The 25,266-nt window shown below is 50.7% G+C and carries 22 protein-coding genes and 1 pseudogene; 16 read left to right on the top strand and 7 right to left on the bottom strand.

Annotated features, from left to right (window positions below):
• Positions 1-7: 7 nt before the first annotated feature.
• The 8 genes from holB (at position 8) to EKM73_RS10735 (ending at position 7,385) form a co-directional block, all read left to right on the top strand.
• Complete coding sequence (gene holB / locus EKM73_RS10770; protein ID WP_125701881.1) at positions 8-1,024, top strand: DNA polymerase III subunit delta'; 1,017 nt, start codon at positions 8-10, stop codon at positions 1,022-1,024.
• A 26-nt stretch (positions 1,025-1,050) separates the two neighbouring features.
• Positions 1,051-1,389 (top strand): DNA replication initiation control protein YabA, encoded by a 339-nt coding sequence (locus EKM73_RS10765; RefSeq protein ID WP_020088169.1) that lies wholly within the window; start codon positions 1,051-1,053, stop codon positions 1,387-1,389.
• 16 nt (positions 1,390-1,405) lie between these two features.
• Positions 1,406-2,287, top strand: coding sequence for a 16S rRNA (cytidine(1402)-2'-O)-methyltransferase (rsmI, locus tag EKM73_RS10760; protein WP_125701880.1), 882 nt, complete (start codon positions 1,406-1,408; stop codon positions 2,285-2,287).
• Positions 2,288-2,292: 5 nt separating this feature from the next.
• Positions 2,293-3,036 carry an acyl-[acyl-carrier-protein] thioesterase gene (locus tag EKM73_RS10755; protein ID WP_125701879.1) on the top strand — a complete coding sequence of 248 codons (744 nt, stop codon included), beginning with the start codon at positions 2,293-2,295 and terminating at the stop codon, positions 3,034-3,036.
• Between the two features lie 268 nt (positions 3,037-3,304).
• Positions 3,305-4,027 (top strand): tRNA (adenosine(37)-N6)-threonylcarbamoyltransferase complex dimerization subunit type 1 TsaB, encoded by a 723-nt coding sequence (tsaB, locus tag EKM73_RS10750; protein ID WP_125701878.1) that lies wholly within the window; start codon positions 3,305-3,307, stop codon positions 4,025-4,027.
• Positions 4,011-4,655: a ribosomal protein S18-alanine N-acetyltransferase gene (gene rimI / locus EKM73_RS10745; protein ID WP_125701877.1), complete on the top strand. Its 645-nt coding sequence runs from the start codon at positions 4,011-4,013 to the stop codon at positions 4,653-4,655. Before tsaB ends, rimI begins: the two co-directional genes overlap by 17 nt.
• Positions 4,656-5,241: 586 nt before the next feature.
• Complete coding sequence (gene tsaD, locus EKM73_RS10740; protein ID WP_125701876.1) at positions 5,242-6,285, top strand: tRNA (adenosine(37)-N6)-threonylcarbamoyltransferase complex transferase subunit TsaD; 1,044 nt, start codon at positions 5,242-5,244, stop codon at positions 6,283-6,285.
• Between the two features lie 26 nt (positions 6,286-6,311).
• Positions 6,312-7,385, top strand: a complete 1,074-nt coding sequence (locus tag EKM73_RS10735; protein ID WP_164508919.1) for a winged helix DNA-binding domain-containing protein — start codon at positions 6,312-6,314, stop codon at positions 7,383-7,385.
• Positions 7,386-7,471: 86 nt separating this feature from the next.
• On the opposite strand, the gene EKM73_RS10730 is transcribed toward EKM73_RS10735, so the two are convergent.
• Positions 7,472-9,424, bottom strand: coding sequence for an ABC-F family ATP-binding cassette domain-containing protein (locus EKM73_RS10730; protein WP_125701874.1), 1,953 nt, complete (start codon positions 9,422-9,424; stop codon positions 7,472-7,474).
• A gap of 372 nt (positions 9,425-9,796) precedes the next feature.
• Between EKM73_RS10730 and EKM73_RS10725 the strand changes: the two genes are divergently transcribed.
• From EKM73_RS10725 to groL, 3 genes are all read left to right on the top strand, one after another.
• Complete coding sequence (locus EKM73_RS10725; protein WP_020088177.1) at positions 9,797-10,435, top strand: redox-sensing transcriptional repressor Rex; 639 nt, start codon at positions 9,797-9,799, stop codon at positions 10,433-10,435.
• A 629-nt stretch (positions 10,436-11,064) separates the two neighbouring features.
• Positions 11,065-11,349, top strand: coding sequence for a co-chaperone GroES (groES, locus tag EKM73_RS10715; RefSeq protein ID WP_125701873.1), 285 nt, complete (start codon positions 11,065-11,067; stop codon positions 11,347-11,349).
• 68 nt (positions 11,350-11,417) lie between these two features.
• Positions 11,418-13,040, top strand: a complete 1,623-nt coding sequence (groL, locus tag EKM73_RS10710; RefSeq protein WP_125701872.1) for a chaperonin GroEL — start codon at positions 11,418-11,420, stop codon at positions 13,038-13,040.
• 206 nt (positions 13,041-13,246) lie between these two features.
• On the opposite strand, the gene EKM73_RS13010 is transcribed toward groL, so the two are convergent.
• Complete coding sequence (locus tag EKM73_RS13010) at positions 13,247-14,089, bottom strand: CatB-related O-acetyltransferase (RefSeq protein WP_125701871.1); 843 nt, start codon at positions 14,087-14,089, stop codon at positions 13,247-13,249.
• Between the two features lie 599 nt (positions 14,090-14,688).
• Here EKM73_RS13010 and EKM73_RS10700 point away from each other — a divergent pair.
• Positions 14,689-16,524: an APC family permease gene (locus EKM73_RS10700; protein WP_125701870.1), complete on the top strand. Its 1,836-nt coding sequence runs from the start codon at positions 14,689-14,691 to the stop codon at positions 16,522-16,524.
• A 148-nt stretch (positions 16,525-16,672) separates the two neighbouring features.
• Here EKM73_RS10700 and lrgB read toward each other — a convergent pair whose 3' ends face one another.
• The 4 genes and pseudogenes from lrgB to EKM73_RS10680 form a co-directional block, all read right to left on the bottom strand.
• Positions 16,673-17,479, bottom strand: coding sequence for an antiholin-like protein LrgB (gene lrgB / locus EKM73_RS10695; protein ID WP_125701869.1), 807 nt, complete (start codon positions 17,477-17,479; stop codon positions 16,673-16,675).
• A gap of 81 nt (positions 17,480-17,560) precedes the next feature.
• Positions 17,561-17,943 (bottom strand): annotated as a pseudogene (locus tag EKM73_RS10690) (CidA/LrgA family protein).
• 326 nt (positions 17,944-18,269) lie between these two features.
• Positions 18,270-19,076: an LrgB family protein gene (locus tag EKM73_RS10685; RefSeq protein WP_125701868.1), complete on the bottom strand. Its 807-nt coding sequence runs from the start codon at positions 19,074-19,076 to the stop codon at positions 18,270-18,272.
• Positions 19,077-19,360: 284 nt separating this feature from the next.
• On the bottom strand, positions 19,361-19,798 hold the full coding sequence (locus EKM73_RS10680) for a CidA/LrgA family protein (RefSeq protein WP_125701867.1): 438 nt from the start codon (positions 19,796-19,798) through the stop codon (positions 19,361-19,363).
• Between the two features lie 401 nt (positions 19,799-20,199).
• Between EKM73_RS10680 and EKM73_RS10675 the strand changes: the two genes are divergently transcribed.
• Complete coding sequence (locus EKM73_RS10675) at positions 20,200-21,294, top strand: glycosyltransferase family 4 protein (RefSeq protein ID WP_125701866.1); 1,095 nt, start codon at positions 20,200-20,202, stop codon at positions 21,292-21,294.
• A 418-nt stretch (positions 21,295-21,712) separates the two neighbouring features.
• On the opposite strand, the gene EKM73_RS10665 is transcribed toward EKM73_RS10675, so the two are convergent.
• Positions 21,713-22,375: a YigZ family protein gene (locus EKM73_RS10665; protein WP_125701864.1), complete on the bottom strand. Its 663-nt coding sequence runs from the start codon at positions 22,373-22,375 to the stop codon at positions 21,713-21,715.
• Positions 22,376-22,453: 78 nt separating this feature from the next.
• Here EKM73_RS10665 and EKM73_RS10660 point away from each other — a divergent pair, with 78 nt between their 5' ends.
• The 3 genes from EKM73_RS10660 to hpf all read left to right on the top strand — a co-directional run bounded on the left by EKM73_RS10660 (position 22,454) and on the right by hpf (position 25,137).
• The gene (locus EKM73_RS10660) at positions 22,454-23,770 is read left to right on the top strand and encodes a DEAD/DEAH box helicase (protein WP_125701863.1); all 1,317 of its coding nucleotides are present in this window, start codon (positions 22,454-22,456) and stop codon (positions 23,768-23,770) included.
• Positions 23,767-24,444 carry a ComF family protein gene (locus EKM73_RS10655; RefSeq protein WP_125701862.1) on the top strand — a complete coding sequence of 226 codons (678 nt, stop codon included), beginning with the start codon at positions 23,767-23,769 and terminating at the stop codon, positions 24,442-24,444. The genes EKM73_RS10660 and EKM73_RS10655 overlap by 4 nt, the downstream gene beginning before the upstream one ends.
• Positions 24,445-24,582: 138 nt before the next feature.
• On the top strand, positions 24,583-25,137 hold the full coding sequence (gene hpf, locus EKM73_RS10650; protein WP_020088190.1) for a ribosome hibernation-promoting factor, HPF/YfiA family: 555 nt from the start codon (positions 24,583-24,585) through the stop codon (positions 25,135-25,137).
• Positions 25,138-25,266: the final 129 nt, after the last annotated feature.

The following is a 25,266-nucleotide window of genomic DNA, read 5'->3' as shown; positions in this document are numbered from 1 at the left end:
GGCACCCATGACCGAAGAATCTCTCGTGGCAACGGCGCAACGGTTACAGCCGCAGTTGCTGAGTCATTTTATGAATTTAATCACCGATAACCGGTTGGCCCACGCTTACCTATTTAATGGGGCAGACGGGACCGGCCGGCAACAGCTGGCGACGGTCATTGCCATGCGGCTCTTTTGTCCCAACGTGGACGAGAACGGGTTGCCCTGTGGCCATTGCCCAGAGTGCCAACGGATTCAGGCCGGGGATCATCCCGACGTCGTCTCAGTGGTGCCGGACGGTCAGCGAATCAAGGTGGATCAGGTCCGTTACCTCAAATCAGAATTTACCAAGAGCGCCGTTGAAGGCAATCAGAAAATCTTCATTGTCGATCAGGTCGATCGCATGACGACGGGGGCAGCTAACAGCCTCCTGAAGTTTATTGAGGAACCGGTGGGCAATACCGTGGCCCTGCTGCTGACAGCGAATAAGAATCTGATCTTACCCACGATTCTGTCGCGGACGCAGGTCGTGGACTTCTTGCGAGTGGCGCCCGGCGCGTTAGCCGATTCACTAGCGGCTGCGGGCATCGTACCTAGCCAACGTTACCTGCTGGCGACCCTGACGGAGAGTGTGCAGGCAGCTAAGGCGTTAACCGCTGAAGACTGGTTGAAGACCGCTCAGCTGAGCGTGGGTCAGTGGTTCAGTGCGGCCTGTGCTGGCGATGAACGCGCCTTTGTCCGGGTACAGACCGAGCTGGTGCCCTTGGGGAGCAATCGCGACCTGCAGGGCACTATCCTGGATATGGTTGTGCAAGTCTGGCACGATGTCTTACGCCAGCAGAACGCCAGCGTCTCCGATGACCAGTTGGCCTTTCCACAAGTCGCACAGGTCAGTCGGCAAATGGCCCAGCATCTCAGCATCGATCGGCTCGTTAACATTATGACACTGACACTGGAGACCCGGAGTCAGCTTGCCGGCAATATGAATTTTCAGGGCATCTTAGAAGCCTTAACGTTACAGATCCTAGCGCAGATTCCGCGCTAAACAGTCAGCATTGGAGGGGTGGCAACTTGGAAAAACAAGAAGTATACGATCAATTTAAGCAGCTCGAGGGCCAAATACAAGAAGTGCTCGCCCAATTCACTGACTTACAGGCGGAGATGACCCAGGTGTTCGAGCAGAACGCCGAATTGGAAATCGAAAACCAACACTTACGGGACCTTCTGCGGGAGCTTCAACGTGACTTACCAGAAGCCCCCGAGACGCCGCAGGGCTTGTCCAAGTCGCGGCAGATCTTGGAAAAATTGTATGAAGAAGGCTTTCACGTCTGCCGCGAGTTCTATGGCACGCGGCGCAAGCAGGACGAGGAATGTGCCTTTTGTCTAGAAGTTATCTATCGTGATCAATAGGAGGTCCGCACCACACATGGAACGTCAACGTAGTTTTCAAGCCGCAGACAGCGGTCACTTATATCTGGTGCCGACACCCATTGGCAATCTCGATGACATGACCTTTCGTGCCGTCAAGACGTTAAAGGCGGCCGATCTGATTGCCGCCGAAGATACCCGTAACACCCAGAAACTCTTAAATCACTTTGAAATTGAAACCAAACAAATCAGTTTTCACGAACACAACACGCAGGAACGCATTCCCCAATTGATCGCAAAGTTGCAGCAGGGCATGCAGATCGCGCAGGTCAGTGACGCGGGGATGCCCTCCATTTCGGACCCTGGTCACGAACTGGTCAATGCCTGTATCGAAGCCCACATTCCAGTCGTGCCGTTACCCGGTGCCAATGCAGGTCTGACGGCGTTGATTGCCTCAGGACTAGCGCCACAACCGTTTTATTTCTACGGCTTCTTAGATCGCAAACCCAAGGATCAGCGTGCCGAAATCGATGAGTTGGCGCAACGGCCCGAAACGTTGATCTTTTACGAGGCGCCACACCGTCTGAGGAAGACACTGGCAAATCTGGCTGCGGGGATGGGCGAAGACCGGCCCGCCGTTCTGTGTCGGGAACTCACCAAGCGCTACGAAGAATTCTTGCGTGGTAGCCTGAGCGACCTGGCTGAATGGGCCGCCACGGATACGGTTCGGGGCGAGTTCGTCGTGTTGGTTGGGGGCAATGATCACCCAACGACGACGGCGACCACTGCCGTTGACCTCAGCGAACCCATTGAGACGCAGGTCGACCGTTTGATTGCGGCCGGTGACAAGCCCAATGCGGCCATTAAAGAGGTTGCGAACCTCCGCGGCCTGAAGAAACAAGATGTTTACCGAACTTACCACCATTTAGATGAGGAGTGACCTGCGTGGCCCAAAATGAATTCAGTGAACCGCACCGGGTCGTCTACTATGAAACGGATGACACCGGCCACTTGACCCTTGCCATGCTGATCAACCTGTTCGTCCTGGTCTCCGAGGATCAGAACGCCGCGTTGAAATTAACCACGGACTATATTCATAGTTTAGGTGTTGGTTGGGTCGTGACGCAGTACCACTTACAAGTCGATAGGTTTCCTGAGATTGGGGATCAGGTGACCCTCAAGACGCGGGCGACGGCCTTCAATAAATACTTTGCCTATCGGGAATACTGGTTGCTCGATACTGAGGGTAAGCAGTTAGCTTACGGCGAGGGCATCTGGGTCACCATGAGCTACGCGACCCGGAAGATTGCCACGATTCCGGCGGCCATCATGGTGCCATACGGAACCGAACCGGTCAAACGGTTGCCCCGGTTACTGCGGCCGGAAAAGGTTGATGAAACGGCCACCAGTGTTGCTAAGCCCTATACGGTGCGGTACTTCGACATCGATGAGAATGGTCACGTGAATAACGCGCACTACTTTGATTGGATGTTGGATACCCTGCCAGCCGAGTGGCTGCGGCAGCACCAGGCTGTTGATGTCCGGATTCGCTTCGAAAATGAAGTGAAATATGGGCATCAAGTGACTAGTGAGGTTGCGCATAGCAATGCGGCGACGACGCAGCACACGGTAAAAATTGGCGCGACAACCGCCGTCTTAGCTACCATTGATTGGCAACCACGGCGTTAAAAAGCTAGTGAATTACGGTGATGCCCCTTGAAGTTTGGGATGAATCTGTCAGCTTTTCGGGATAAAATGATTAATTTTGATAAAGACAGGCAGAGAAGATGTTCCGCGCCAGTCTTTGTGGTAATATAAGACACTGATATGAATAGTACACGAGAAAAAGTAAGTAACCGGTCATTGGGAAGCGGCGGGCCGGGAACACCAGCCGCCGCTTTTCCCATTTTCGCTATTGGCTGTGGTCACCATACACATGAAGGGGAACCCAAGCAAAATGAAGATTTTAGCAATTGATACATCGAACCGTCCGCTCAGCGTTGCTGTCCTGGATGATGCCACAGTGCTGGCCGCCATTACAGTCACGGTTCATCAAAAACACGCGGAATACCTGTTGCCAGAGATTGAACGGCTCTTGGCAATGGCAGAATTGAAGCCGACCGATCTGGATCGCGTCGTGGTTGCGGCGGGACCTGGCTCTTACACGGGCATTCGAATCGCCGTGACGACCGCTAAGACCTTGGCCGCAACGTTGAATATCGACATGGTTGCCGTCTCAAGCTTGGCGACCCTGGCCGCCAATGTGCCGGTTGAAGGCGCCTTGGTTGCCCCAATCTTCGACGCGCGGAATCAAAATGCCTTTGCCGGGTTGTACCGGATCAAGAATGGGGTGCCAACCGCAGTGATTGCGGATACGCATACCGACGTTGCGGACTTTCTGGCCGCAGTCAACAAGTACGGTGAGCCCGTATGGTTCCTAGGTGATGCCGCCAACTTTAGTGACTTGATTGCCACCACGATTTCCGCTGCCACGCCGGCCATCAGCCCGTGGTTGAACTTGCCACAAGTGGCGACGATTGGCCTGCTGGGGCAGAAGTTGACCCCCGTGAGTGATGTTGATCGGTTCGTGCCGAACTACCTACGTTTGACGCAAGCCGAAGCCGAATGGCGTGCTAAGAACCCAGAAGAGGATACCGAATCGTATGTTGAAAAAATTTAAAAATTGGTATAAAAATGTATTTGGCAGTCGGCGGGAAGTCGTACGCGAGGAGACCATGGACGTTAAAAATCATCGGGTCGAAATTCACGACGTCACGTATTTCGTGGCCAAGGCCCTGTTTACCGACATTCCAGAAATGATTGAAATCGAGCGGGCCGTGTACGCAGGTCAAGCCCCATGGGACTCGACGGCCTTCGCCAACGAACTCCGACGGGATAAGGATCGGTTGTACCTGGTTATTCGTAAGAATGACAAGCTGCTGGCGTTCATTGGAAGTACCTTTGATGAACGCAATCGGGATGCCCACATCACGAATATCGCTGTTTTGCCAGAGTATCAAGGCAAGGGCCTCGGTCGTTTCCTGCTGGGCATCATGATCAAGAAGGCGCACAAGCTGAACTATAAGACGGTCAGCTTGGAAGTCCGGGTATCCAATAAGAGTGCCCAACGGCTGTACCGCGATCTGCAATTTGAACAGACCGGGATCAAACGCGGCTACTACTTTGGTGACCACGAAGATGCTGCTGACATGGTGTTGTACCTCAATGAAAATGAGGACGAAGCCACGACAGACGCTGACGATACGCAGGATAAGAACGCGGAACCGCAAACGCGTGAACAGAATTAACAACGCAACACCAAGGCGGGCTAGGCATCGGGCCACCCGCTTTTTGTGTGCGGTGGGGGTTGGCAACATTTAGGAACTTTCACTGTTTCGTGGTATAGTTAATCCCGGAATTGAAGCCGAATTCGTTAAGTGAACGACCAATCGGGAATGTGGAACCGACCAAAGTTAAGATAACTAACAGGTTATTTTTGTTTTGGTGAGGTCCATGTTGGCTAGTGGTTGAACTGGATAGTTAAAAATAGAGATAGTAGGTAAGTGAGAAACAGTTATGGTTTGGTAGTGTGGATTAAGCGGATGTCAGCCGTTGAAAAATGGTGGCGCTAGTGGAGAATGACGACAGAACATAGGGTTAAACTAGTGTGAGCCGCAGGGATGGTGAAAATGGTCCCAGCTGTGGGAGTTCTCTAAGCGGTATTCACCGCTTAGAGAACTGGTGGCTTTGAGACGTGGTTTTTAGCGGCTCAAAGACAAGTTGGAAGACCGTACTTTGGCTTCCAACGTCCGCCCTCAGCGTTCCGGTCCATTTTCACCATCCCGGAGGCGGCGCAAGCACCATCTTAACCCAGTGCGAAGAGAAGGAAGAGGAGTGAGTCCAACGGAAAAGCGAAATTTGATTTTAGCATTTGAATCGAGTTGTGACGAGACCAGTGTGGCGGTTATCGAGGATGGTCATAAAATCTTGTCCAACATCGTGGCGACCCAGATCAAGAGTCACCAACGGTTTGGCGGGGTCGTCCCCGAAGTTGCCAGTCGGCATCACATTGAAGAAGTGACGCTGTGCATCAAGGACGCTTTGGACGAGGCCAAAGTAGGTTACGAGGACTTGGACGCCGTTGCGGTCACGTACGGTCCCGGATTAGTCGGTGCACTGTTGATTGGCGTGACGGCTGCCAAGACGGTGGCTTTTGCACACAACTTGCCGCTGATTCCGGTCAACCACATGGCGGGGCACATCTACGCGGCCCGTTACGTGGAACCCATCGAATTTCCAGCGCTAGCTTTGCTGGTTTCCGGTGGTCACACCGAGTTGGTCTACATGCCTGCCGAAAATCAATTTGAAATCATTGGTGAGACGCGTGATGACGCTGCCGGTGAGGCCTACGACAAGGTCGGCCGGGTCATGGGCGTTAACTACCCAGCCGGGAAGACCGTTGACGAGTGGGCGCATCAGGGGAAAGATACGTTTAAATTCCCACGGGCCATGGAAAAAGACGACAACTTTGACTTTAGCTTCAGTGGGTTGAAGAGTGCCTTCATCAACACGACGCACCATGCCGACCAGATCGGCGAAACGCTGAGCAAGCAGGATCTCTCTGCCAGTTTCCAGCAAGCCGTTGTGGACGTGTTGGCCGAAAAAACCAAGCACGCGTTGGCCGACTATCCCGTCCATCAGCTGATCTTAGCCGGTGGGGTTGCCGCCAACCAAGGCCTGCGTGAACGCTTAGAACGCGATCTACAGAGCAACCCAACGACGCACTTGGTGAAAGCACCACTGAAGTTGTGTGGCGATAACGCCGCCATGATCGGGGCCTTTGCCTACGTGGCGTACCAACACGGTGTTTTTGCCGATGCAACGTTGAACGCCGATCCTAGTCTGGAATTCGACTGGGCAGCAGATTCCGTTAAATAATAATGATAAATAGAGGAGGACGTCCCATGAATCAAGCCGAATTGTTGGCCTATCGCCTGTATCAGCAGGGATTGTTAACGACGAGCGCTGAATTGGCGGCGTCCTTTTTTAATATTGTTGGGATTCAGGCACAAAACCAGCGCGCAGCAGAGCTCAACGTGGCGTTGCAAACGGGGATTACCCGGCCGCAACTCTTGAAGTTTTATCAGGAGCAAGGTATCGTCCGGTCGTGGGCCCAGCGGTGGACGATTCATTTAATGACGTCTGATGACTTACGGTTGGTCGTGTCGGCCCGTCAGAATGAACGACTTCCCAAGGCTTATTTCTTGGGTGTCGAAGAGCATGTACGTGCGGCCGTCACTGCAATTGACCAGCTCTTGCAACAGGCGGGGCGCTTGACGCGGGCGGCATATACCGCACATTTGCAAGCAGCTTTTACTTGGTATGCTGAGCGGCCCCATAACTTTGATTACGCCGTTTTGCAAGTGTTGACGGCGCAGGGTAAACTGCAAATGGCACCAACCACGAGCGGTCAAGACTGGCTGCTTCTGGCGCCAGCAACACCTACGCTACTGAATCAGCAGGTGGCGACGACGGAATTGATTCGCCGGTACCTGCAAGGTTTTGGACCGGCAACGATGGCTGATTTCGTAAAATGGTCCGGCATTAAGGTCAGTCAGGTAAAGCCAGCTTGGCAAACGGTTCTACCGGAATTGACGCCAGTGACAGTCGGACAGGAAAAGTTCTGGACGATTGCCCCAATTTCTTCCGGCCAACTCACCGCGATTACGGATCAATTGGCCCACTTAACCGTGGTCGCGGCCGGTTTCAGTTCACCCATGACGGGTTACCGGGATAAATCCTGGCTGGTGCCAGAGCCGATCCGGCAACAATTGTGGTCGAAGAACGGTATTCTCCGCGCACCGATTATCGCGAACGGGGTTGTGGTGGGAAAATGGACGACACAGATCAGTCAGCGCCAGATTGCGTTCGCAGTCGAGAGCTGGGGACCGTTCGACCAGAATCAATTAGAAGAGGGCTTCGACCGAGTGGCTCGGTTCTTAGAACTCGACTACGCGGGCTTTACTGAAAAAGTCTAATTCGAGAATTTTTAAAGCTAATCAAAAACGCGCCACAACAATTCACGATTAAGTGAGTTGTTGTGGCGCGTCTTTATTTATGGTGGTTAATCGTCAAACTCTTCCAATTCCAGACTCTTCTCCGTCCATTCATCCTCAGTCTCGCTGAGTTGCGTGGTCACGGCTGTGAGTTGTTCCTGAAGGTCGGCGAGCTTGCCAGCGTCGTTGAAGTTTTCTTCCTTGCTCATTTCGGTTTCAACGGCGGTCTTTTGCTTTTCCAAGTCTCCCATTTGATCTTCCAGGGCGGTGACCTGACGACTCAGCTTACGTTTCGCTTTCGCCTGGTCCTTTTGTGCCTGGTAGTCAACTTGCGTCTGCTTGGGAACATCGATCGTAGGGTGGGCTGCCTCAGCTTCGGCAGCTTCCTTAGCAGCATACGCGTCCTGCTCGGCTTTCTTAGAGACATAGTAATCATAATTTCCAAGATAGCGCGTGGTGCCTTCGGGGCTTAGCTCGACGACTTGAGTCGCCACTTGGTTGATGAAATACCGGTCATGGGAAACGAATAGAATAGTTCCGTCGAATTCATTTAACGCGGTCTCCAAGACCTCGCGACTGTCGATATCCAAATGGTTGGTGGGTTCGTCAAGCATGAGAAAATTATCGTGTTGCAGAGCTAATTTCGTCAGTAGCAGACGTGCGCGCTCACCACCACTCAGGCTGTGAACGCTCTTGTCGACATCGCTACCGGTGAAGAGAAAACTACCGAGAATGGAGCGGATATCGCCCTCGGGGGTTGTGGGATGGTCGTCCCAGAGCTCGTGGAGCACGGACTTCTTGTCATGCAACGTAGCCTGATCCTGATCGTAGTAGCCGGTGTCCACACCGGTACCGAAGATGATCTGTCCCTGAATAGCTGGAATTCGACCGAGAATCGTCTTGAGCAGAGTGGATTTACCAATGCCGTTGGGGCCAACGATGGCGACGGCCTGATGTTTCTTGATGTCTAGGGTAACGGGAGCCGCAAGAATCTGGCCATTGTACCCAACAGCACCGTTGACGACGTCTAGCACGACGTTACCACTCTGGCGTTTCGGATGGAAGCTGAACCGAGCGGCCTTTTCGTCACCTTCTGGTCGGTCCATCTTGTCCATCTTTTCCAATTGTTTGCGGCGGGCCTGGGCCCGTTTGGTCGTGGATGCCCGGACGATGTTTTTGTTGACGAAGTCTTCCAGCTTACCGATCTCGGCCTGTTGCTTGTCGTATTCTTTCCAGGCTAAACGCAACCGTTCCGCCTTGGCGGCAATGTAGTGTGAGTAATTACCGGGGTAGTGGTCGAGGCCACCGTGAGCCATGTCGTAGACGTCGTTGACCACGTGATCGAGGAAGTACCGGTCATGGGAGACGACGAGAATGGCGCCGGGATAACCTTGCAGGTAACCTTCCAACCAGGTCAACGTCTCAACGTCCAAGTGGTTGGTGGGTTCGTCCAAGATTAAGAGGTCGGGACGTTCTAACAGCAATTTGGCCAGGGCCAACTGCGTTCGCTGTCCACCAGAAAGTTCATTAATTGGCTTATCATAGTAGCTTTCGTCAAATTCAAATCCGTGGAGCACACCGCGAATTTCGGCCTGGTAGCCGTAACCATTTTGGTCGCTGAAATCTTGTTGAAGCTGATCGTAACTCGCCGAAACCTGTGCAAATTGTTCTTGGTCAGCGGTCACGGTCGGGTCGCTCATTTGCTGTTCCAACTCATGCATCCGGTTTTCCATGGCAATGAGTTTAGCAAAGACACTGAGCATTTCGTTCCAGACGGTCTTGGTTGACGCGAGGCCAGCGTTCTGAGCTTGGTATCCCAGGGTCAGGCCACGTTTGGTTGTAATTTGACCGACATCTGGGGTGGTTTCGCCAGCAATCATTTTTAATAGGGTTGATTTCCCCGCACCGTTACGGCCGACGAGGGCCACGCGCCCGTGCTCGGGAACATCCATACTGACGTTTTCGAATAGGACGGCGGCACCGAAGCGCCGGGTAACTTGTTGGACTTGTAAAAGAATCACGGTGAGTCAACCTCCTTTAGTGGTTTTGTGTTCGTTTTTAGAATTAAAGTGATGTTGAAAATTGATGGCCGGTACGACGTTAAATAACGCTAATAAGTCGCGGCAAGTCGTCGCTGTTTCCCATAGGCAGAGGAAAAGTAGCCTTAATGACCAGGGGAGATAGCGGACACTGATACCCACTATTTTAGCATATTCTCGAGGGAGACCGAAATTGTGGCTTAAATAGTGAAAAAAACTTGCAAATTCTTTCACAAGATGAACGGTTATGCTATAATCTATAAGAAAGTTGATTTCACAATCCAGACAATTATTTAAATATGAGGCTATCGCTTGTGAACGATAGCCAGTTTCTTTGATTAGGAGGTCTCGTTTTTGACAGAACAAAAAATTCCCCGGGCGACCGCCAAGCGCTTGCCCATCTACTACCGTTACCTTAACATTTTACTCGACGCCGACAAAACCCGGGTGTCTTCGACTGAATTGTCCGAAGCCGTTAAGGTCGATTCCGCTACAATTCGTCGGGACTTCTCATACTTTGGGGCCCTCGGTAAACGGGGCTATGGGTATGACGTTGAAAGTTTGATTAAGTTCTTTAAGAAGATTTTGAATCAGGACCGCTTAACTAGCGTTGCTCTAATTGGGGTTGGTAACTTGGGTCACGCCCTGTTGAACTTTAATTTCCATCAGGACAGCAACGTGCGAATCAGTGCCGCCTTTGACGTGAAGCAAGAGATTGCCAACACGATTCAAAGTGGGGTGCCCATCTATCCGATGACGGATCTGCGGACGCAGTTGGAGGAACAACAGATTGAAGTGGCCATCTTGACCGTCCCATCCCAGGTGGCGCAAGAAGTAACCGATGAAGCCGTGTCTGGCGGTGTCAAAGGTATCTTGAACTTCACACCACTGCGGATTACCGTGCCAAAGGGCGTTCGCGTTCAAAACGTGGACTTGACCAATGAGCTCCAAACATTGATCTACTTCTTGGAACACTACAATAATTTAAGCTAATGGTTGAATCGCAGTCCCCATTTGGGGATTGCGATTTTTTTATTGTTTCTATATTGTCGTCTGCGGCTGCCAGGGATTCCGCCACTGTGGGGACCGCCTGCAGCCAAAGGACGGGCTTCCGGCTCGGTTCGAAACCTCGCGAAGTTCACACGAGTTTCCAAACACGTCCCACGCCGTAAGACCGGGAGAAAGCGAGCACCCGGCCTAACGCCGTCGTCACGGTTGGCTCCATCCCTGGCAGCCTCCGACTTAGGTAAATTTAGAACAATCGCAGTCCCCAGTTGAGTGGGGTACTGCCATAGGTCATAAGTCGACTGAGGTTTTATGAATTCGGAACATGCTATTAAAGTTGGACAAAATCAATATTTAATTTCAGACAGAATTAGGATGGTTTTACATTTTAAGAACAAAGTGTCTAGACCAAATGAATTGCCATCTGGAAAATCTAAAATTCGCTAAGCCTCTCAGCCACACCGGATAGCGCATGGTAGGGGGACGGAATCGGTGAATTTGTTTGTCAAATTCCTTGATTTTTAGAGGGAAAAACCATATATTAGATATTGTTGATTAGCACTTATGTTAGTCAAGTGCTAACAGTGCTAATAAGTAAGTTCATTGGAGGGATTCAAGTGTTAAAACCATTAGGAGACCGCGTCATTTTGGATCAACCAGAAGAAGAAGAAACCACGGTTGGCGGCATTGTGCTCGCAAGTAATGCTCAAGAAAAGCCACAAACGGCAAACGTTGTAGCTGTCGGTGATGGCCGTGTGTTAGACAATGGCGAAAAGGTAGCCCCAGCTGTTAAGGTTGGCGACAAGGTGTTGTTCGACAAGTATTCCGGTACCGAAGTTAAGTACCAAGACACGACTTACCTTGTTTTACACGAAAAGGACTTAGTCGCAATCGTCGACTAATCCCGTTTCCACTTAAAGAAGACTATCCAAGATAATTCAAAAATTTTAGTATGAGGTGAATTTTTAAAATGGCTAAAGAATTAAAATTTTCTGAAGACGCCCGGAGCAAGATGCTTGCCGGTGTTGATAAGTTAGCTGATACGGTTAAGACAACCCTTGGACCTAAGGGTCGTAACGTTGTTTTGGAACAAAGCTACGGCAACCCAACCATCACCAATGATGGTGTGACGATTGCTAAGTCCATCGAACTCGAAGATCACTTCGAAAACATGGGTGCTAAGTTGGTTTCCGAAGTTGCTTCCAAGACCAACGACATCGCTGGTGATGGGACGACCACTGCCACCGTTTTGACGCAAGCTATCGTTAACGAAGGTATGAAGAACGTGACTGCCGGTGCTAACCCTGTTGGTATCCGTCGCGGGATTGAAAAGGCTACGAAGGCTGCCGTTGATGGGTTACACAAGATGTCCCATGACGTTAAGACTAAGGAAGATATCGCCCAAATCGCATCGATTTCATCTGCTAGCCAAGACACTGGTAAGTTGATTGCCGATGCCATGGAAAAGGTTGGTAACGATGGGGTTATCACCATTGAAGAATCCCGTGGTGTTGATACCAGCTTGGACGTTGTCGAAGGAATGCAATTCGACCGTGGCTACATGTCACAATACATGGTTACCGACAACGACAAGATGGAAGCTAATTTGGACAACCCTTACATCTTGATCACTGACAAGAAGATCGCTAACATTCAAGACATTTTGCCATTACTGCAATCCGTTGTTGAACAAAGCCGTTCACTCTTGATCATTGCCGATGACATTACCGGTGAAGCCTTACCTACCTTGGTTTTGAACAAGATGCGTGGGACCTTTAACGTCGTTGCTGTCAAGGCTCCTGGCTTTGGTGACCGTCGTAAAGCTACCTTGCAAGATATCGCCGTTCTGACTGGTGGGACTGTCATCACCGATGACTTAGGTCTTAACTTGAAGGACACGACGATTGATCAATTGGGTCAAGCACAAAAGGTCAACGTTACCAAGGACAACACCACGGTCGTTGAAGGTGCTGGTGCCAAGGATCAAATCGCTGCCCGGGTTGCTGAAATCAAGGGCCAAATCGAAGAAACGACTTCTGACTTCGACCGTGACAAGTTGAAGGAACGTCTGGCTAAGTTAGCCGGCGGGGTTGCCGTTGTTCGTGTCGGTGCCGCAACTGAAACTGAATTAAAGGAACGTAAATACCGCATTGAAGATGCCTTGAACGCAACGCGTGCCGCTGTTGAAGAAGGCTTCGTTGCTGGTGGTGGGACTGCTTTGATCAACGTCATCAAGGACGTTGCCAAGGTTGAAGCTGAAGGCGACGAATTGACGGGTGTTAACATCGTTCTCCGCGCTTTGGAAGAACCAGTTCGTCAAATCGCTGAAAACGCCGGTGTCGAAGGCTCCGTTGTTGTTGAACACCTGAAGGGTGAAAAGGAAGGCATTGGTTACAACGCCGCCGACAACAACTACGAAGACATGGTTAAGGCTGGTATCACCGACCCAACCAAGGTTACCCGTTCTGCACTTCAAAACGCTGCATCCGTTTCTGCTCTGTTGTTAACGACTGAAGCCGTTGTGGCTGACAAGCCAGAAGACAACCCAGCACCAGCAGCTCCTGCTAACCCAGGTATGGGCGGCATGATGTAAAAATTGAATCACTAGCTTGCTAGTGTGAAAGAAAGAGAGCCTGGGATAAAGTCCCAGGCTCTTTTGCTATCTAATCTTACATGGCCGAAACGTGCGCCAAAAGGCAGCTGGTTCCGCTTAAAACTGCTAACCAAACAATCCAAGTTCGGGATTATTCGGTTAGCAGCCTTAATGCTCGCCAGCTAACCGCCTTTTGTCCCACTCTGTTAAGTGGTCAGTTCGCTAGCGGTGGTAAAATCGGCAAAGGTCGTTACCGGGGGTGTGAAGGGCTGAAGGTCGCCAGCTGCTACGAGATTGCCAACTTTGTCGATAAAGACTTCGATATCATCGTCGGGTGCCACACCGTGGAAATCACCGAAGCCATACTGCCACCATTTCAAATTCATTAATTGTTCAATGATGTAACTGGAAAAACGAAACTTGAGAATCCGCGCGGGAACACCGCCCACCACCGCATAGGGGGGAACGTCTTTAGTGACAACGGCGCCACCAGCAATCACGGCACCATCGCCCACCGTGATGCCAGTGGGGGCGAAGCGCACGTCCTGGCCAATCCAGACGTCGTTACCGATGACAATCGGTCCGGCGTTGGGAATGGGGTTGGGTACGCGCTCGAAGGTGTTAGCGGTATCTGCCAAGTAGTCGTTGAAGGCATCTACTGAACGACTGTACGTTAGCATTGATGTCGTGAATCGCGTGGTCGGATGACTCCCTTGCATCCGGTTCACGTTATGTGCAATTGAAGAGTAGCGGCCAATAATGGTGTTTACTGGTAGGACGCTGTTAGCGGAGCTGAAGGCGCCCATACTGAAGAAGTGTCGTCCCGTCAGAAAGATACTGTAGGCTTCGGCCTGAATCCCCGTTGGCACACAAACGACTTGACCAAAAGGAATCCGGGACTGCGCGACTCTACGTGGCTGAGTGTAGATATTTCGCTGCGTTAGGAGCTGATCGAGCTCTCTTGTGTAGGGTAAGAGTTGATTCTTATGTGAGCGGGTTGCCACTAGATTGTCTTGAAAAAAGGTGACGCCATTGATTGTCGTTGTCATCGTCAAATTCCCCCCTTACGCTTCAGTATACTATAAAATGCTTATAGACTGATTCGTGTACTTTAATAATTCCCATTGATGGTAAGCGGAAGTTATGAGATCAAGCCGTTCTGCGGGGAATAGCTGCTCTTGCAATGATGCTGGGAGGGCCGTAGTTCGTGCGTAACGGCGGTTGCAAGTTGACAATAGGTTTGGATATAGAGGCTAAATGTGTGGTGCAAATGCAGCCAAATCTTAGGCTGGTTTGTACGGTGGCTTAAATTATTCGTATCGTTTGCGGAAATAGCCGTAGATTTAGCGAGTCTTGAATGGGGTGGTCAGACATGGTTGACACTACTAAAGTTGGTGAATTTTCGCGGGGGAGAGAATAATCTGTAAAGCGTTTTCTTTTGCCGCTGATCGGCAATGCTGAATGGGCGGTCAATTGATGTGACCACACCGTTGGCAGTTTTCTTAGTTGCTAAGCTGAACAAGAGTGGTATTGTGGAGCTAGTTGTAGTAGAATTACGTTTGCGTTTGAAATCGTAACAATTATAGAGACTTTAAAAGACGGGTGTAGGCCCGTTTTCATTATTTATGGAGATAAGGAGTAAGTAGTCATGTGGCGTTATTTAAAGCGGGTTTTAATTGGTAAACCCCTAAAGACCATGGATGAAGGCGGTCAAGCGTTGACCAAGTTTAAGGCATTAGCCTTACTGTCATCTGACGCGTTATCCTCCGTGGCTTATGGTACTGAGCAAATTACCACAGTCTTAATCACCTTATCCGCAGCCGCCCTGATGTATCAATTGTGGGTTGCTGCGCTGGTCTTAATTCTGTTGTTTGCGATCACGCTTTCTTACCAACAGATCATTCATGCCTATCCATCCGGTGGTGGCGCCTACGTGGTTGCCAGCACAAACTGGGGGCAGTCGGCGGGGTTAGTTGCCGGGGGATCACTGTTGGTCGATTATATGCTGACCGTGGCCGTTTCAACGACATCTGGGACCGAGGCCATTACCTCGGCGATTCCAGCACTGTCGCCATACTCGGTGTTAATTTCAATCCTGATTGTGATTGGGATCATGCTGTTAAACCTGCGGGGGATGCGCGAGTCTGCAGCATTCTTGACGGGTCCAGTTTATTTCTTCATCCTGATGATTTTCATCATGATCGGTGTCGGCTTCTACAACATCGTGACGGGGAACATCACCTACCACGCTTCGGCGCAATTAGGTGGGTCCGTCTCCGGCATGACGTTGTTGCTATTCTTACGGGCATTCTCGTCCGGGTCTTCTTCCCTGACTGGGGTGGAAGCACTCAGTAACGCAGTACCAAACTTCAAAAAGCCCAAGAGTCATAACGCGGCGGCGACGTTGGCCATTATGGCAACGATTCTGGCCATCTTCTTTGGTGGTATCACGTTCCTCAGTTACTACATGGGGGTTCGACCACAAGCCGGCCAAACGGTCCTCTCGCAGATTGCGAGCGGCGTGTTCGGTCACGGGGCTATCTACTATATTCTGCAATTATCTACGGCAATGATTTTAGCCGTTGCGGCCAATACCGGTTTCTCGGCATTCCCAATTCTGGCTTATAATCTGGCCAAAGATAAGTTCTTACCACACGCGTACTTGGACCGGGGGGACCGGTTGGGCTACTCCAACGGGATCATTTCCCTGGCGGTCGGGGCCATTGTCCTGATCTTCATCTTCCATGGGCAAACCACGCTCCTGATTCCACTGTATGCAATCGGGGTTTTCGTGCCATTTGTTCTGTCACAATCCGGGATGATTATTCACTGGTTCCGAACGCGTGAGGGTTTCTGGCAGGGGAAAGCGTTGATCAACCTTATCGGTGCGCTGATTTCATTGGCGTTGGTTCTGATTCTGTTGTTCATCCGCTTTGCCAACGTTTGGCCATACCTGATCATCATGCCACTGTTACTCTTGCTGTTTAACCGAATCCATCAGCATTACAAGCGGGTTGCTCGGCAACTGCGGGTAGCGGCAAAGACGAAGGCGGATATGCACGAGTATGACGGGGCAACGGTCATCGTCCTGGTCAGCAACATTACGCGGGTGACGGCTGGTGCCATCAACTACGCCCGGTCCATCGGGGACTATGTGATTGCGATGCATGTGTCCTTCGATGAGAATCCGGAGAAGGAACACAAGACGGCTCAGGAGTTCAAGGAAGAATTCCCAGACATTCGTTTCGTGGATATTCACTCGTCCTACCGATCCATTGCGACGCCAACGTTGCGTTTCTGTGACGTGATCGCTAAACGGGCGGTTGAACGGAACTTCACCACGACGGTCTTAGTGCCACAGTTCGTGCCACGACATCCATGGCAGAACATCCTGCATAACCAAACGGCGTTGCGCTTACGGACGACGTTGAATTCACGGGAAAATATCATTGTTTCGACTTATAACTATCACTTGAAAGAGTAGTGACTTAGCCTCACAAAGCCAACTTGGTTTTGTGGGGCTTTTTGATGTGACTGACTTGAAAATTAAAAACGGCCCGCAATCATTGGCGATTGGGGACCGTATCTTTCTTGAAGAGTGATGCGAGTTGGGGGTTACGCTTGTTGCTGACTCATCGTAAACCAACCAAGGAAGCAAATGGGGGTACCAAGAGGTCAACCACGATTGAGATAATGACGACGGCAATCGAGGCCATGGACCCTTGAATCGAACCCAGTTGAACGGCCTTGGCCGAACCGACCGTGTGTCCGGCGGTCCCCAGCCCTAATCCAGCCCCAATTGGGTCCTTGTCGATCCGGAAGAACTTGACCAGCCAGTCACCCAGGGCGTAGATGATGACCGAGTTCAGGATACAGGCGGTCGCGGTGACTGCACCGACACCGCCGATGGCATTAGAGATGGGCATTGCAATGGCCGTTGTCGCAGCTTGAGGCAACATTGACGCAATTCCCACCCTGTCGAGACCAATGAGCTTAGCGGCCTCGTAAATCACCAATAATGAGATGCTGAGTCCAATGATCAGGGACAAAATAATTTCGAGCCAATACTTTTTGACGATATCGTTTCGTCGATAGAGGGGGACGGCAAAAGCAATCGTTGCCGGATTCAGAAACCAGAAGATGATGTCTCCCCCAGGCTTGTAGGCGGACCGATAAAAGTTGGCCGTGGTGGTGCCAAAGGTTTTGGCAAGAAGAAAGAGGACGAAGATCCCTAAAACCATCCCGACAAATAGGGGTTGGAAGAGGAAGAAGCCCTTGCTGATTTTGAAGAGCCATTGGCCGATTAAGTAAACGACGAGTGACAAGAAGATACCAAAGATGGCGTTACCAGCGGTGGAGCCGTCGGCGTTGGTGCCAAGACCATCGCCGAGCCATTTGCCCCACAACGCTAAATTGGGGTTTTCCGCTAAGATAATCATTTTATAACCTTCTTAATTTAGGGACTAAAGGGTCGACTCCTGTTCGGCCGCTATTGCGCGGTGGAGCAGGTGCTGACGATGCTAAATCAACCCGACGGCGGTGTAGCTGACTAGCACCAACCTGACGATGGTGGCAATCAACACGACCGCGGTAATTTGGAGTCCCTGGGCCCCTAGAATGTCAAGGCTTGCGGCAAGTTGGACGCCGTCAGGGACGAAGAGAAAAGCAGTCAGGCTGATTATAAAATCAGCGAATTTTTCAACGTTACGTCGTTTTAGAATATGAGTGGCCAGCAGGATATAGAGAAGTACGATGTCAATTACTGGCGTAGGCACGGTCAGAGCCGTTGGGAACAGGGTGAGATGAGACTTGCTATGAATAGAATCACAGCGAAGATACTCTTCTGGCCCAGAATTGGTGTGAGCTGTTCCTCGACCGTCTCCAATGGCGTGGTTAGTCGCAGCCAAGATAAAACTGCCTTTCAAGCATGAAGCGTGATACGACGATTGTAGAGATTTCACAAAGAAGGTCTTGGCAGAGGCAGGATGAAACTAGCTGTGAATCCGTTCTCGATTGCTCGTAATCATTATATGGAGTTGAACGGAATGCACAAGGACAATCTGCGGTATGACACGGCTTGTGTAGTAACATATGTCTGCAAGTAGCCAGCCTAGGTTTCAAAAAGGGTTTCAAGATAACTATTCTTCACAAGCCATCGGATTCGTTACTAAATCACGAAATTTGGTCAAAAAAAGAGTGAGAGATTGGTCTACGCTCTTTCAAATCGGGTTACTTTAAGCCCATAAAGGCGGCAAAAGGTGGCACGACGATATCAACCACAATTGAAATAATGACGACGGCAATCGACGCCATGGACTCTTGAATGGACCCCAGTTGCAAAGCCTTGGCGGAACCCACAGTGTGGCCCGCGGTTCCTAAACCGAGGCCAGCACCGATGGGATCGTTGTTGAGCCGGAAGAACTTAACCAGCCAACCGCCCAGTGCGTAAATAATGACGGCATTGAGGATACAGGCCATGGCCGTGATGGCTGCATTTCCACCAGTTGCCGCGGCAATTGGCATGGCAATCGCAGTCGTGGCCGCTTGAGGTAGCATTGAGGCGATACCGATATCGTTCAAGCCTAGCAGTCGGGCCGCACCATAGATGAAGAACAGCGAGACCACGAGGCCGATAATGAGGGACAGGGTGATTTCAAGCCAGAAACGCTTAACGATGTCATTGCGTCGATACAGTGGAATAGCAAAAGCAATCGTTGCTGGATTCAGGAACCAGAAGATAATGTCTCCACCCGGTTTGTAGGCTGACTTGTAGAATTCTGCGGTAGTGGTCCCAAAGACCTTGGCCATCAGAAACAGGATAAAGATTCCGAGGACCATCCCAACAAAGAGGGGTTGAAATAGGAAGAAGCCTTTGCCTACTTTGAAGAGCCATTGACCAATCAGATAAACTAACAGGGACAGAAAAATCCCGAAGACGGCATTGCCGGCAGGAGCGCCAGCTGCATTAGTGCCAAGCGCATCGCCCAGCCACTTGCCCCAGACCGCCATGTGCGGTGCTGCTGTAAGAATAATCATGGACACTCATCTCTTTTATGCTTTATGCTAAAGGTTGAAAGTTTTCGCCTGTGGCTGCCAGAACGCTGGCTAGGTTTGTTAACCATTGATTAGATCGATAAATGAGGTACCGAGTAAGTTATTGGCCAGCGAATTAACTTGTATTCGGAGTTGGTTTAAGACAGGCAGAATTCACAGACTAAGCTGAAATAGGCTTAGGAATTTTCAATCTTTATGTTTTTGAAGAATTAAACGTGAGGGGACTGACAGATTGAACCGAAGTGCTGAAGATAGTTGGTCTTTTATTAGGATTTAACGTCAACGCTGCGGTGGAAGACGTGCTTACGAATCCAAATCATACCGGCTGTGGTGTAGGCGACAACGACCAGCATGACAATCGTTGCAATCAGGACGACGCTAACAATTTGAATCCCCTGAGCCTTGAGAATGTCGAGGCTGGCGGCCAGTTGAATCCCGGATGGCACGAAGAGAAAGGCAATCAGACTGATCATGAAATCACCAAACTTTTCAACGTTTCGTAGCTTGACGATATGTGAAGCTAGTAGGAAGTAGAGAATAATCAAGCCAATAACCGGTGTTGGTACGGGGAAGGATGGCGGAAATAAAGGTGAAATTAAACTGGAGACGAACAAAACTGCGGCGAAGATGGCCATCTGCACAATAATAGGGGATGGCTTCTCTTCGGTGGTTTCCGTTTGGGGAACTTTATCTTGGCTAGCCATAGAAAAATCTCCTTTCAATGAAACACCAAATTCAAGCAACAATTGCCGAAATTTCACAAAGAAATTAGACACCAATTATAAAAATATCAATAAGAACTTAATTGCTCTTGAACTAACCACATTATATGGGGCAGCTTCCGAATACACAAGCGTAAGCACCGCCATTTCGGCGATTACCGAATATTTATATACTTATAATTAGCGGAATCCAGTAGGCATTTGTTTTCATTGGTTTTTCGCTGAACTAACTAAGTGCTGTCTTGGATGGTTGTGCTTGTGAAAAGTGTTGAGGACTCCTGCAAACCTTAACTTTTCTGAACATTCTGCAAATGGCGGTTGTGTTTAAATTGCGAGATTTGTATAATTAGCAAAAGATATGTAGGAAAGAAAGAGGACACTTTATGAGATTTGAGATTATTGTTAGCTTGTTTGCTACCATGATTATCTCCGCAGTCCTAACGCCGTTTGTACGCCGCTTTGCGTTTCAAATTGGTGCGGTGGATAAACCGAATCAACGACGGGTCAACAAGGTGCCAATGCCGACACTGGGTGGCCTGGCAATCTTTATTGCGTTTACCTTTTCAACCATGTTTCTCTTGCGCGATCAAATGCCGACGCAACAGTTGTGGGGCCTGTTCGGCGGTGAATGTATTATCATCGCGGGTGGTATGATTGATGATGTTTTTGAATTAAAACCACGGCAGAAAGTGATGTTCCAATTAGCCGCTGCACTGGAAGTCTACTTTATTGCGGGCGTTCGAATGCGCTACCTGACGCTACCGTTTATTGGCGTCTGGCACTTTGGCTGGCTGGCCTTACCCATCACGTTGCTGTGGATCGTGGCAATTGTCAACGCCATCAACTTGATTGATGGGCTCGATGGCTTGGCAACGGGGGTTTCCATCATTGCTTTGACGACGACCGGGATTATTGGCTTGTTCTTCCTCAACGTAGCGAATACTTGGGTTGCCATCATGATCTTTGCTTTGGTTGCTGCGATGGTCGGGTTCTTGCCTTACAATTTCTTCCCAGCACGGATTTATCTGGGGGATACCGGGGCCCAATTCATTGGGTTTATGATTGCTTGTTTCTCACTGTATGGGTTGAAGAACGTGACCTTTATCTCCGTGATTATCCCCGTAATTATCTTGGGGGTGCCCATCACGGATACCGTGTACGCGATGATTCGGCGGATCTTAAACAAGCAGCCGATCTCACATGCCGATAAGCACCATTTGCACCATCGGTTAATGCAACTGGGATTGACCCACCGGCAAACGGTGTTGGTCATCTACGGTATTGCCCTGATTTTTTCTTTTATCTCATTGCTGTACCCGCTGTCAACGATTGTGGGCTCGGTTCTCTTGACGATAGCCATTCTGATCGGTTTGGAACTCTTCGTCGAGGCAATCGGCTTGGTGGGGTCGAACCGCCAGCCGTTATTGCATTGGATCAAGCGTATCGTGAAGCAGTTAACGTCTAAAAATTCAGATTAAACGAAAGCAGCACGCCATTAAATTGGTGTGCTGCTTTTTTCATGTCATTAGATTGGGATGAAATCAGTCGCCTGCGGCTGCCAGGGATTCTGCCGCTGTGGGGACCGCTTGCAGCCGAAGAGCGGGCTTCCAGCTCGGTTTGAAACCTCGCGAAATTCGTGCGAGTTTCCAAACACGTCCCACGGTATAAGGCCGGGAAAAATCAAGCGCCCGGTCTAACACCGTCGTCACGGCTGGCGCCATCCCTGGCTTCCTCCGGCTAAGCTAGTTTTTTAGCCGCAATTTAGTTTAGTCCTGACGTGAGCCAAATTTGTGACCGCGTTAAACATCAGCTCGGATTAACGTAATTTTTAAAAGCGGTTCGCTGCGGTCGCGGCGGAATCTCAGGTTGCAGACAAACCCGACGTATTTTACAAAGTCAGTCTGACTCGCGACTGCTGGCGTGGATCTCAGCGGGGACTTCGTGGTAGTCGATGTCACCGGTGGTTACGGTCAACCGGTTACTGAGGAGGTCTGTAATGGCCTGCTGAGTGGCGTCGACGTTATCCAAGTCTACCGCAATCGTGACGGCTACGGCGTCCGTGTAGGTGGTGTCTAGCGTCGTAATTTTTTCTTCGGTTAAATAGTGACTCAGCCGATCATAGTTGGCGTAATCGACCGTCAGGGTCAGGGCCCGTTGACGGACACGTTTGACCACACCAACGGCTTCAATCGCCGTTGATGTGGCGTTGCTGTAGGCGCGAATCAGGCCACCGGCGCCTAGCTTGATGCCACCAAAGTAACGGGTGACGACGGCAATCACGTTGTGAAGCTGATTACGTTGCAAGACCGTCAAAATGGGAACACCGGCCGTTCCTGAAGGCTCGCCGTTGTCGCTTTCTCGCTGAATCTCGTCGTGCTCGCCTAAGACGTAGGCCCAACAATGATGATTGGCCTTGGGTTCACGCGCACTGACGGTGGCGAGAAAGGCCTTGGCCTCGTCTTCAGTTGATACCCGGGCAATGTCGGTAATAAAGCGGGATTTTTTGATTTCCAGATCATGTTGACCGGTCGCTTGAATCGTTAAATAGTCAGTTTCCATAAAAAAACACCTTTCTCGAAAAATATTTCGCCGCTTTTTACGGAGTTAGTTCCTGTACCATCAGATGGGAGGAACGCTATGATTGATTTATCAGAATACTTTGGTCGCCGTTTATCAGCCGCAACAGGAACATCTCAGTTAGGAATGGGAATGCCGGCTGTTCAGCAAGTTGGCGCACACTACCAGTGTCAACGGTGCCAGCAGTGGTTAGCGGACACGGATCAGTTGCCCAATGGTGCGTGGTATTGTCGCCAGTGCCTGCAATTGGGGCGGGTGACCTCACAGACTAAATTATACACTATTCCGGAGCCAAATCGCTTCTCGCCGCCAGAGTCGCCGCTGACTTGGACGGGGGAGCTGAGTCCGGATCAGCAACAGGCCGCCGAGAGTATTCGCCAGCACGTACAACTGGGACAAAATCAGTTGTTGTGGGCTGTGACCGGCGCGGGAAAGACCGAGATCGTCTATCCGGCATTGGCCTGGGCGGTGACCCAGGGCTGGCGGATTGCGTGGGTCTCACCACGAGTGGACGTTTGCTTGGAGCTGGCCCCCCGGATTCGGGCTGCGTTTGCTGCGGTCAGTCAGTGTCTGCTGTATGGTGAGCAGTCAGCGCCCTATCAATATAGTCAGCTGACAGTCTGTACGACGCACCAGTTGTTGCGGTTTGATCAGGCCTTCGATTGGATCATTGTGGATGAGGTCGATGCTTTTCCGTTGGCCACGAGTCCCTTACTCCAACTGGCTATCACGCGCGCCGAAAAGTCTAAGGGGCAGCACCTCTACCTCACGGCGACGCCCGGAGAAAAGTTGCAACGACAGATTCGCCAGCGGACATTGGTTACGACCTATTTACCCTTGCGCTACCACGGCTATCTCTTACCGCAGTTGCGGGTGAGACTAGCGTGGCGGTGGCGAGAGCGCTTGCATAAAGGACGACTGCCGCGGCCACTCATTCGACAACTCTTGGCTTATTTGGGAAAAGGGCAACGTTTTCTGTTGTTCGTCCCGCACGTCCGTGACTTACCCGAAATCATGGCTGAATTGGGCCAACAGGGTGTCCGCGGTGGGGTCAGTGTTCACGCCGCAGATCCAGAACGGACTGGTAAAGTTCAGGCGTTACGCGATCAAAAACTTTCGTATCTGGTGACCACCACAATTCTGGAACGCGGGGTAACCTTTTCCAATATAGCTGTGGTGATTCTAGGCGGCGACGATGCTGTCTTCTCAACGGCGGCATTGGTTCAGATTGCCGGTCGAGCGGGGCGGAGCGCAGACTTCCCGGACGGAGAGGTGACCTGCTACGTCCAAACGCAGACGCGAGTCGTTCGGCGGGCACAGGCCATGATCACGCGACTCAATCGACAGGGAAAGCAGCGGGGAGGACGGCGACCATGACGAGATGTGTCTGGTGTACCCGAACATTTGAGCCGCCGGTGACCCTGCAGGACTTGTTGCGCTGGCGACCGCTACCGGTACCAGCGCTCTGCTCAAGCTGTCAGGAACGGTTTACACCAATCACCGGAGCCCACTGCCCGGCTTGTGGCCGTCAGCAAGCTACAACCATTCGGTGTCACGACTGCGAACGGTGGGGGACGGAAACGCTGACGAACCATGCGTTATTTCAGTATGATGCGGGGATGAAGGCCTACATGCAACAGTATAAATTTCAAGGGGATTACGCCTTACGGAAGGCGCTGCAGGCACCCTTATATCGGGCACTAGCGCGGCAGACTTATGATGTTCTAGTGCCGATTCCGGTGGATCAGCATACGTGGTTGACCCGAGGCTTTAATCAAGTCACGGGGTGGCTACGCGATCAGCCTTTCCAACAGGTGCTCCGGGTTAAGGCAGATCACAAATCTCAGCCACAATCGGCTAAGACCCGAGCGGAACGATTGGTCACGCCACAACCGTTTATGCTGGACGCAGCTGCGGCCAAAATTATCGCAAATCGGCGGGTTTTACTACTGGATGACGTCTATACGACAGGAAGAACATTGCGGCACGCAGCAAACCAAATTTATTTAGGAGGCGCGAAAGCGGTTACTAGCTTGACTTTAGCGCGTTGAACACCATTAAATTTCGTGAGAATAATTGTTTCTGATAGGGCTTTCTATTATAATAATAGTAAGCAAAGCATATTAGAAGAGTGGTCCTTCTAATGCTGAGCAAGCCAAGTATTTCTTGGTTGAAGGGAGAGAAGTTTTATGCTCACATTTAATATTCGTGGTGAAAACATCGAAGTTACTGACGCAATACGGGATTACGTTGAAAAGCGTATCAGCAAGTTGGAGAAATATTTCGACAACAAAGTTGAGGCAATTGCGCATGTCAACCTGAAGGTCTACCAAAACAAGACAGCGAAGGTTGAAGTAACAATCCCACTCCCATACTTGACATTACGGGCAGAGGAAACTTCTCCGGACTTATATGCAAGTGTTGATTTGGTTACCGATAAGCTGGAACGGCAAATTCGCAAGTACAAGACCAAAGTTAACCGTAAGTCCCGGGAAAAAGGTTACAAGAACCTTGATTTCGCACCCGAAGCTGCGGAGCCAGAACCAGCTGAAGGTAAGGAGTTAGAGGTTGTTCGGACCAAGCGCGTTTCGTTGAAGCCAATGGATAATGAAGAGGCTGTCCTGCAAATGGACATGTTAGGCCACGACTTCTTTATCTACGAAGATGCTGAAACGAACGGCATTAGCATTGTGTACCGTCGTAACGACGGCCGCTATGGTTTGATCGAAGCCGACGACCAATAACCAATAATGTTAACTAAACTAATGAAGCACCGCCTTGTGCGGTGCTTTTTAGTATTGCCTTTAGGCCCAGTTGAGCACGCTAAAGCGTGCGAAACAAAAACCCACCCGCTATGCGGGCGGATAGCAAAA

Source organism: Levilactobacillus fuyuanensis (genome assembly GCF_003946395.1).
In the GTDB taxonomy this organism is placed as follows: domain Bacteria; phylum Bacillota; class Bacilli; order Lactobacillales; family Lactobacillaceae; genus Levilactobacillus; species Levilactobacillus fuyuanensis.
Note: the sequence above shows the minus strand (reverse complement) of the source record. Positions and strands in the feature narration are given on the sequence as shown.

What these genes read in the sequence shown, in the direction of transcription:
- holB (WP_125701881.1), top strand. Translation starts at nt 8, where the DNA reads ATGACCGAAGAATCTCTCGTGGCAACGGCGCAACGGTTACAGCCGCAG.
- rsmI (WP_125701880.1), top strand. Translation starts at nt 1,406, where the DNA reads ATGGAACGTCAACGTAGTTTTCAAGCCGCAGACAGCGGTCACTTATAT.
- tsaB (WP_125701878.1), top strand. Translation starts at nt 3,305, where the DNA reads ATGAAGATTTTAGCAATTGATACATCGAACCGTCCGCTCAGCGTTGCT.
- rimI (WP_125701877.1), top strand. Translation starts at nt 4,011, where the DNA reads ATGTTGAAAAAATTTAAAAATTGGTATAAAAATGTATTTGGCAGTCGG.
- EKM73_RS10735 (WP_164508919.1), top strand. Translation starts at nt 6,312, where the DNA reads ATGAATCAAGCCGAATTGTTGGCCTATCGCCTGTATCAGCAGGGATTG.
- groL (WP_125701872.1), top strand. Translation starts at nt 11,418, where the DNA reads ATGGCTAAAGAATTAAAATTTTCTGAAGACGCCCGGAGCAAGATGCTT.
- EKM73_RS13010 (WP_125701871.1), bottom strand. Translation starts at nt 14,089, where the DNA reads ATGACAACGACAATCAATGGCGTCACCTTTTTTCAAGACAATCTAGTG.
- EKM73_RS10700 (WP_125701870.1), top strand. Translation starts at nt 14,689, where the DNA reads ATGTGGCGTTATTTAAAGCGGGTTTTAATTGGTAAACCCCTAAAGACC.
- lrgB (WP_125701869.1), bottom strand. Translation starts at nt 17,479, where the DNA reads ATGATTATCTTAGCGGAAAACCCCAATTTAGCGTTGTGGGGCAAATGG.
- EKM73_RS10685 (WP_125701868.1), bottom strand. Translation starts at nt 19,076, where the DNA reads ATGATTATTCTTACAGCAGCACCGCACATGGCGGTCTGGGGCAAGTGG.
- EKM73_RS10680 (WP_125701867.1), bottom strand. Translation starts at nt 19,798, where the DNA reads ATGGCTAGCCAAGATAAAGTTCCCCAAACGGAAACCACCGAAGAGAAG.
- EKM73_RS10675 (WP_125701866.1), top strand. Translation starts at nt 20,200, where the DNA reads ATGAGATTTGAGATTATTGTTAGCTTGTTTGCTACCATGATTATCTCC.
- EKM73_RS10665 (WP_125701864.1), bottom strand. Translation starts at nt 22,375, where the DNA reads ATGGAAACTGACTATTTAACGATTCAAGCGACCGGTCAACATGATCTG.
- EKM73_RS10660 (WP_125701863.1), top strand. Translation starts at nt 22,454, where the DNA reads ATGATTGATTTATCAGAATACTTTGGTCGCCGTTTATCAGCCGCAACA.
- EKM73_RS10655 (WP_125701862.1), top strand. Translation starts at nt 23,767, where the DNA reads ATGACGAGATGTGTCTGGTGTACCCGAACATTTGAGCCGCCGGTGACC.
- hpf (WP_020088190.1), top strand. Translation starts at nt 24,583, where the DNA reads ATGCTCACATTTAATATTCGTGGTGAAAACATCGAAGTTACTGACGCA.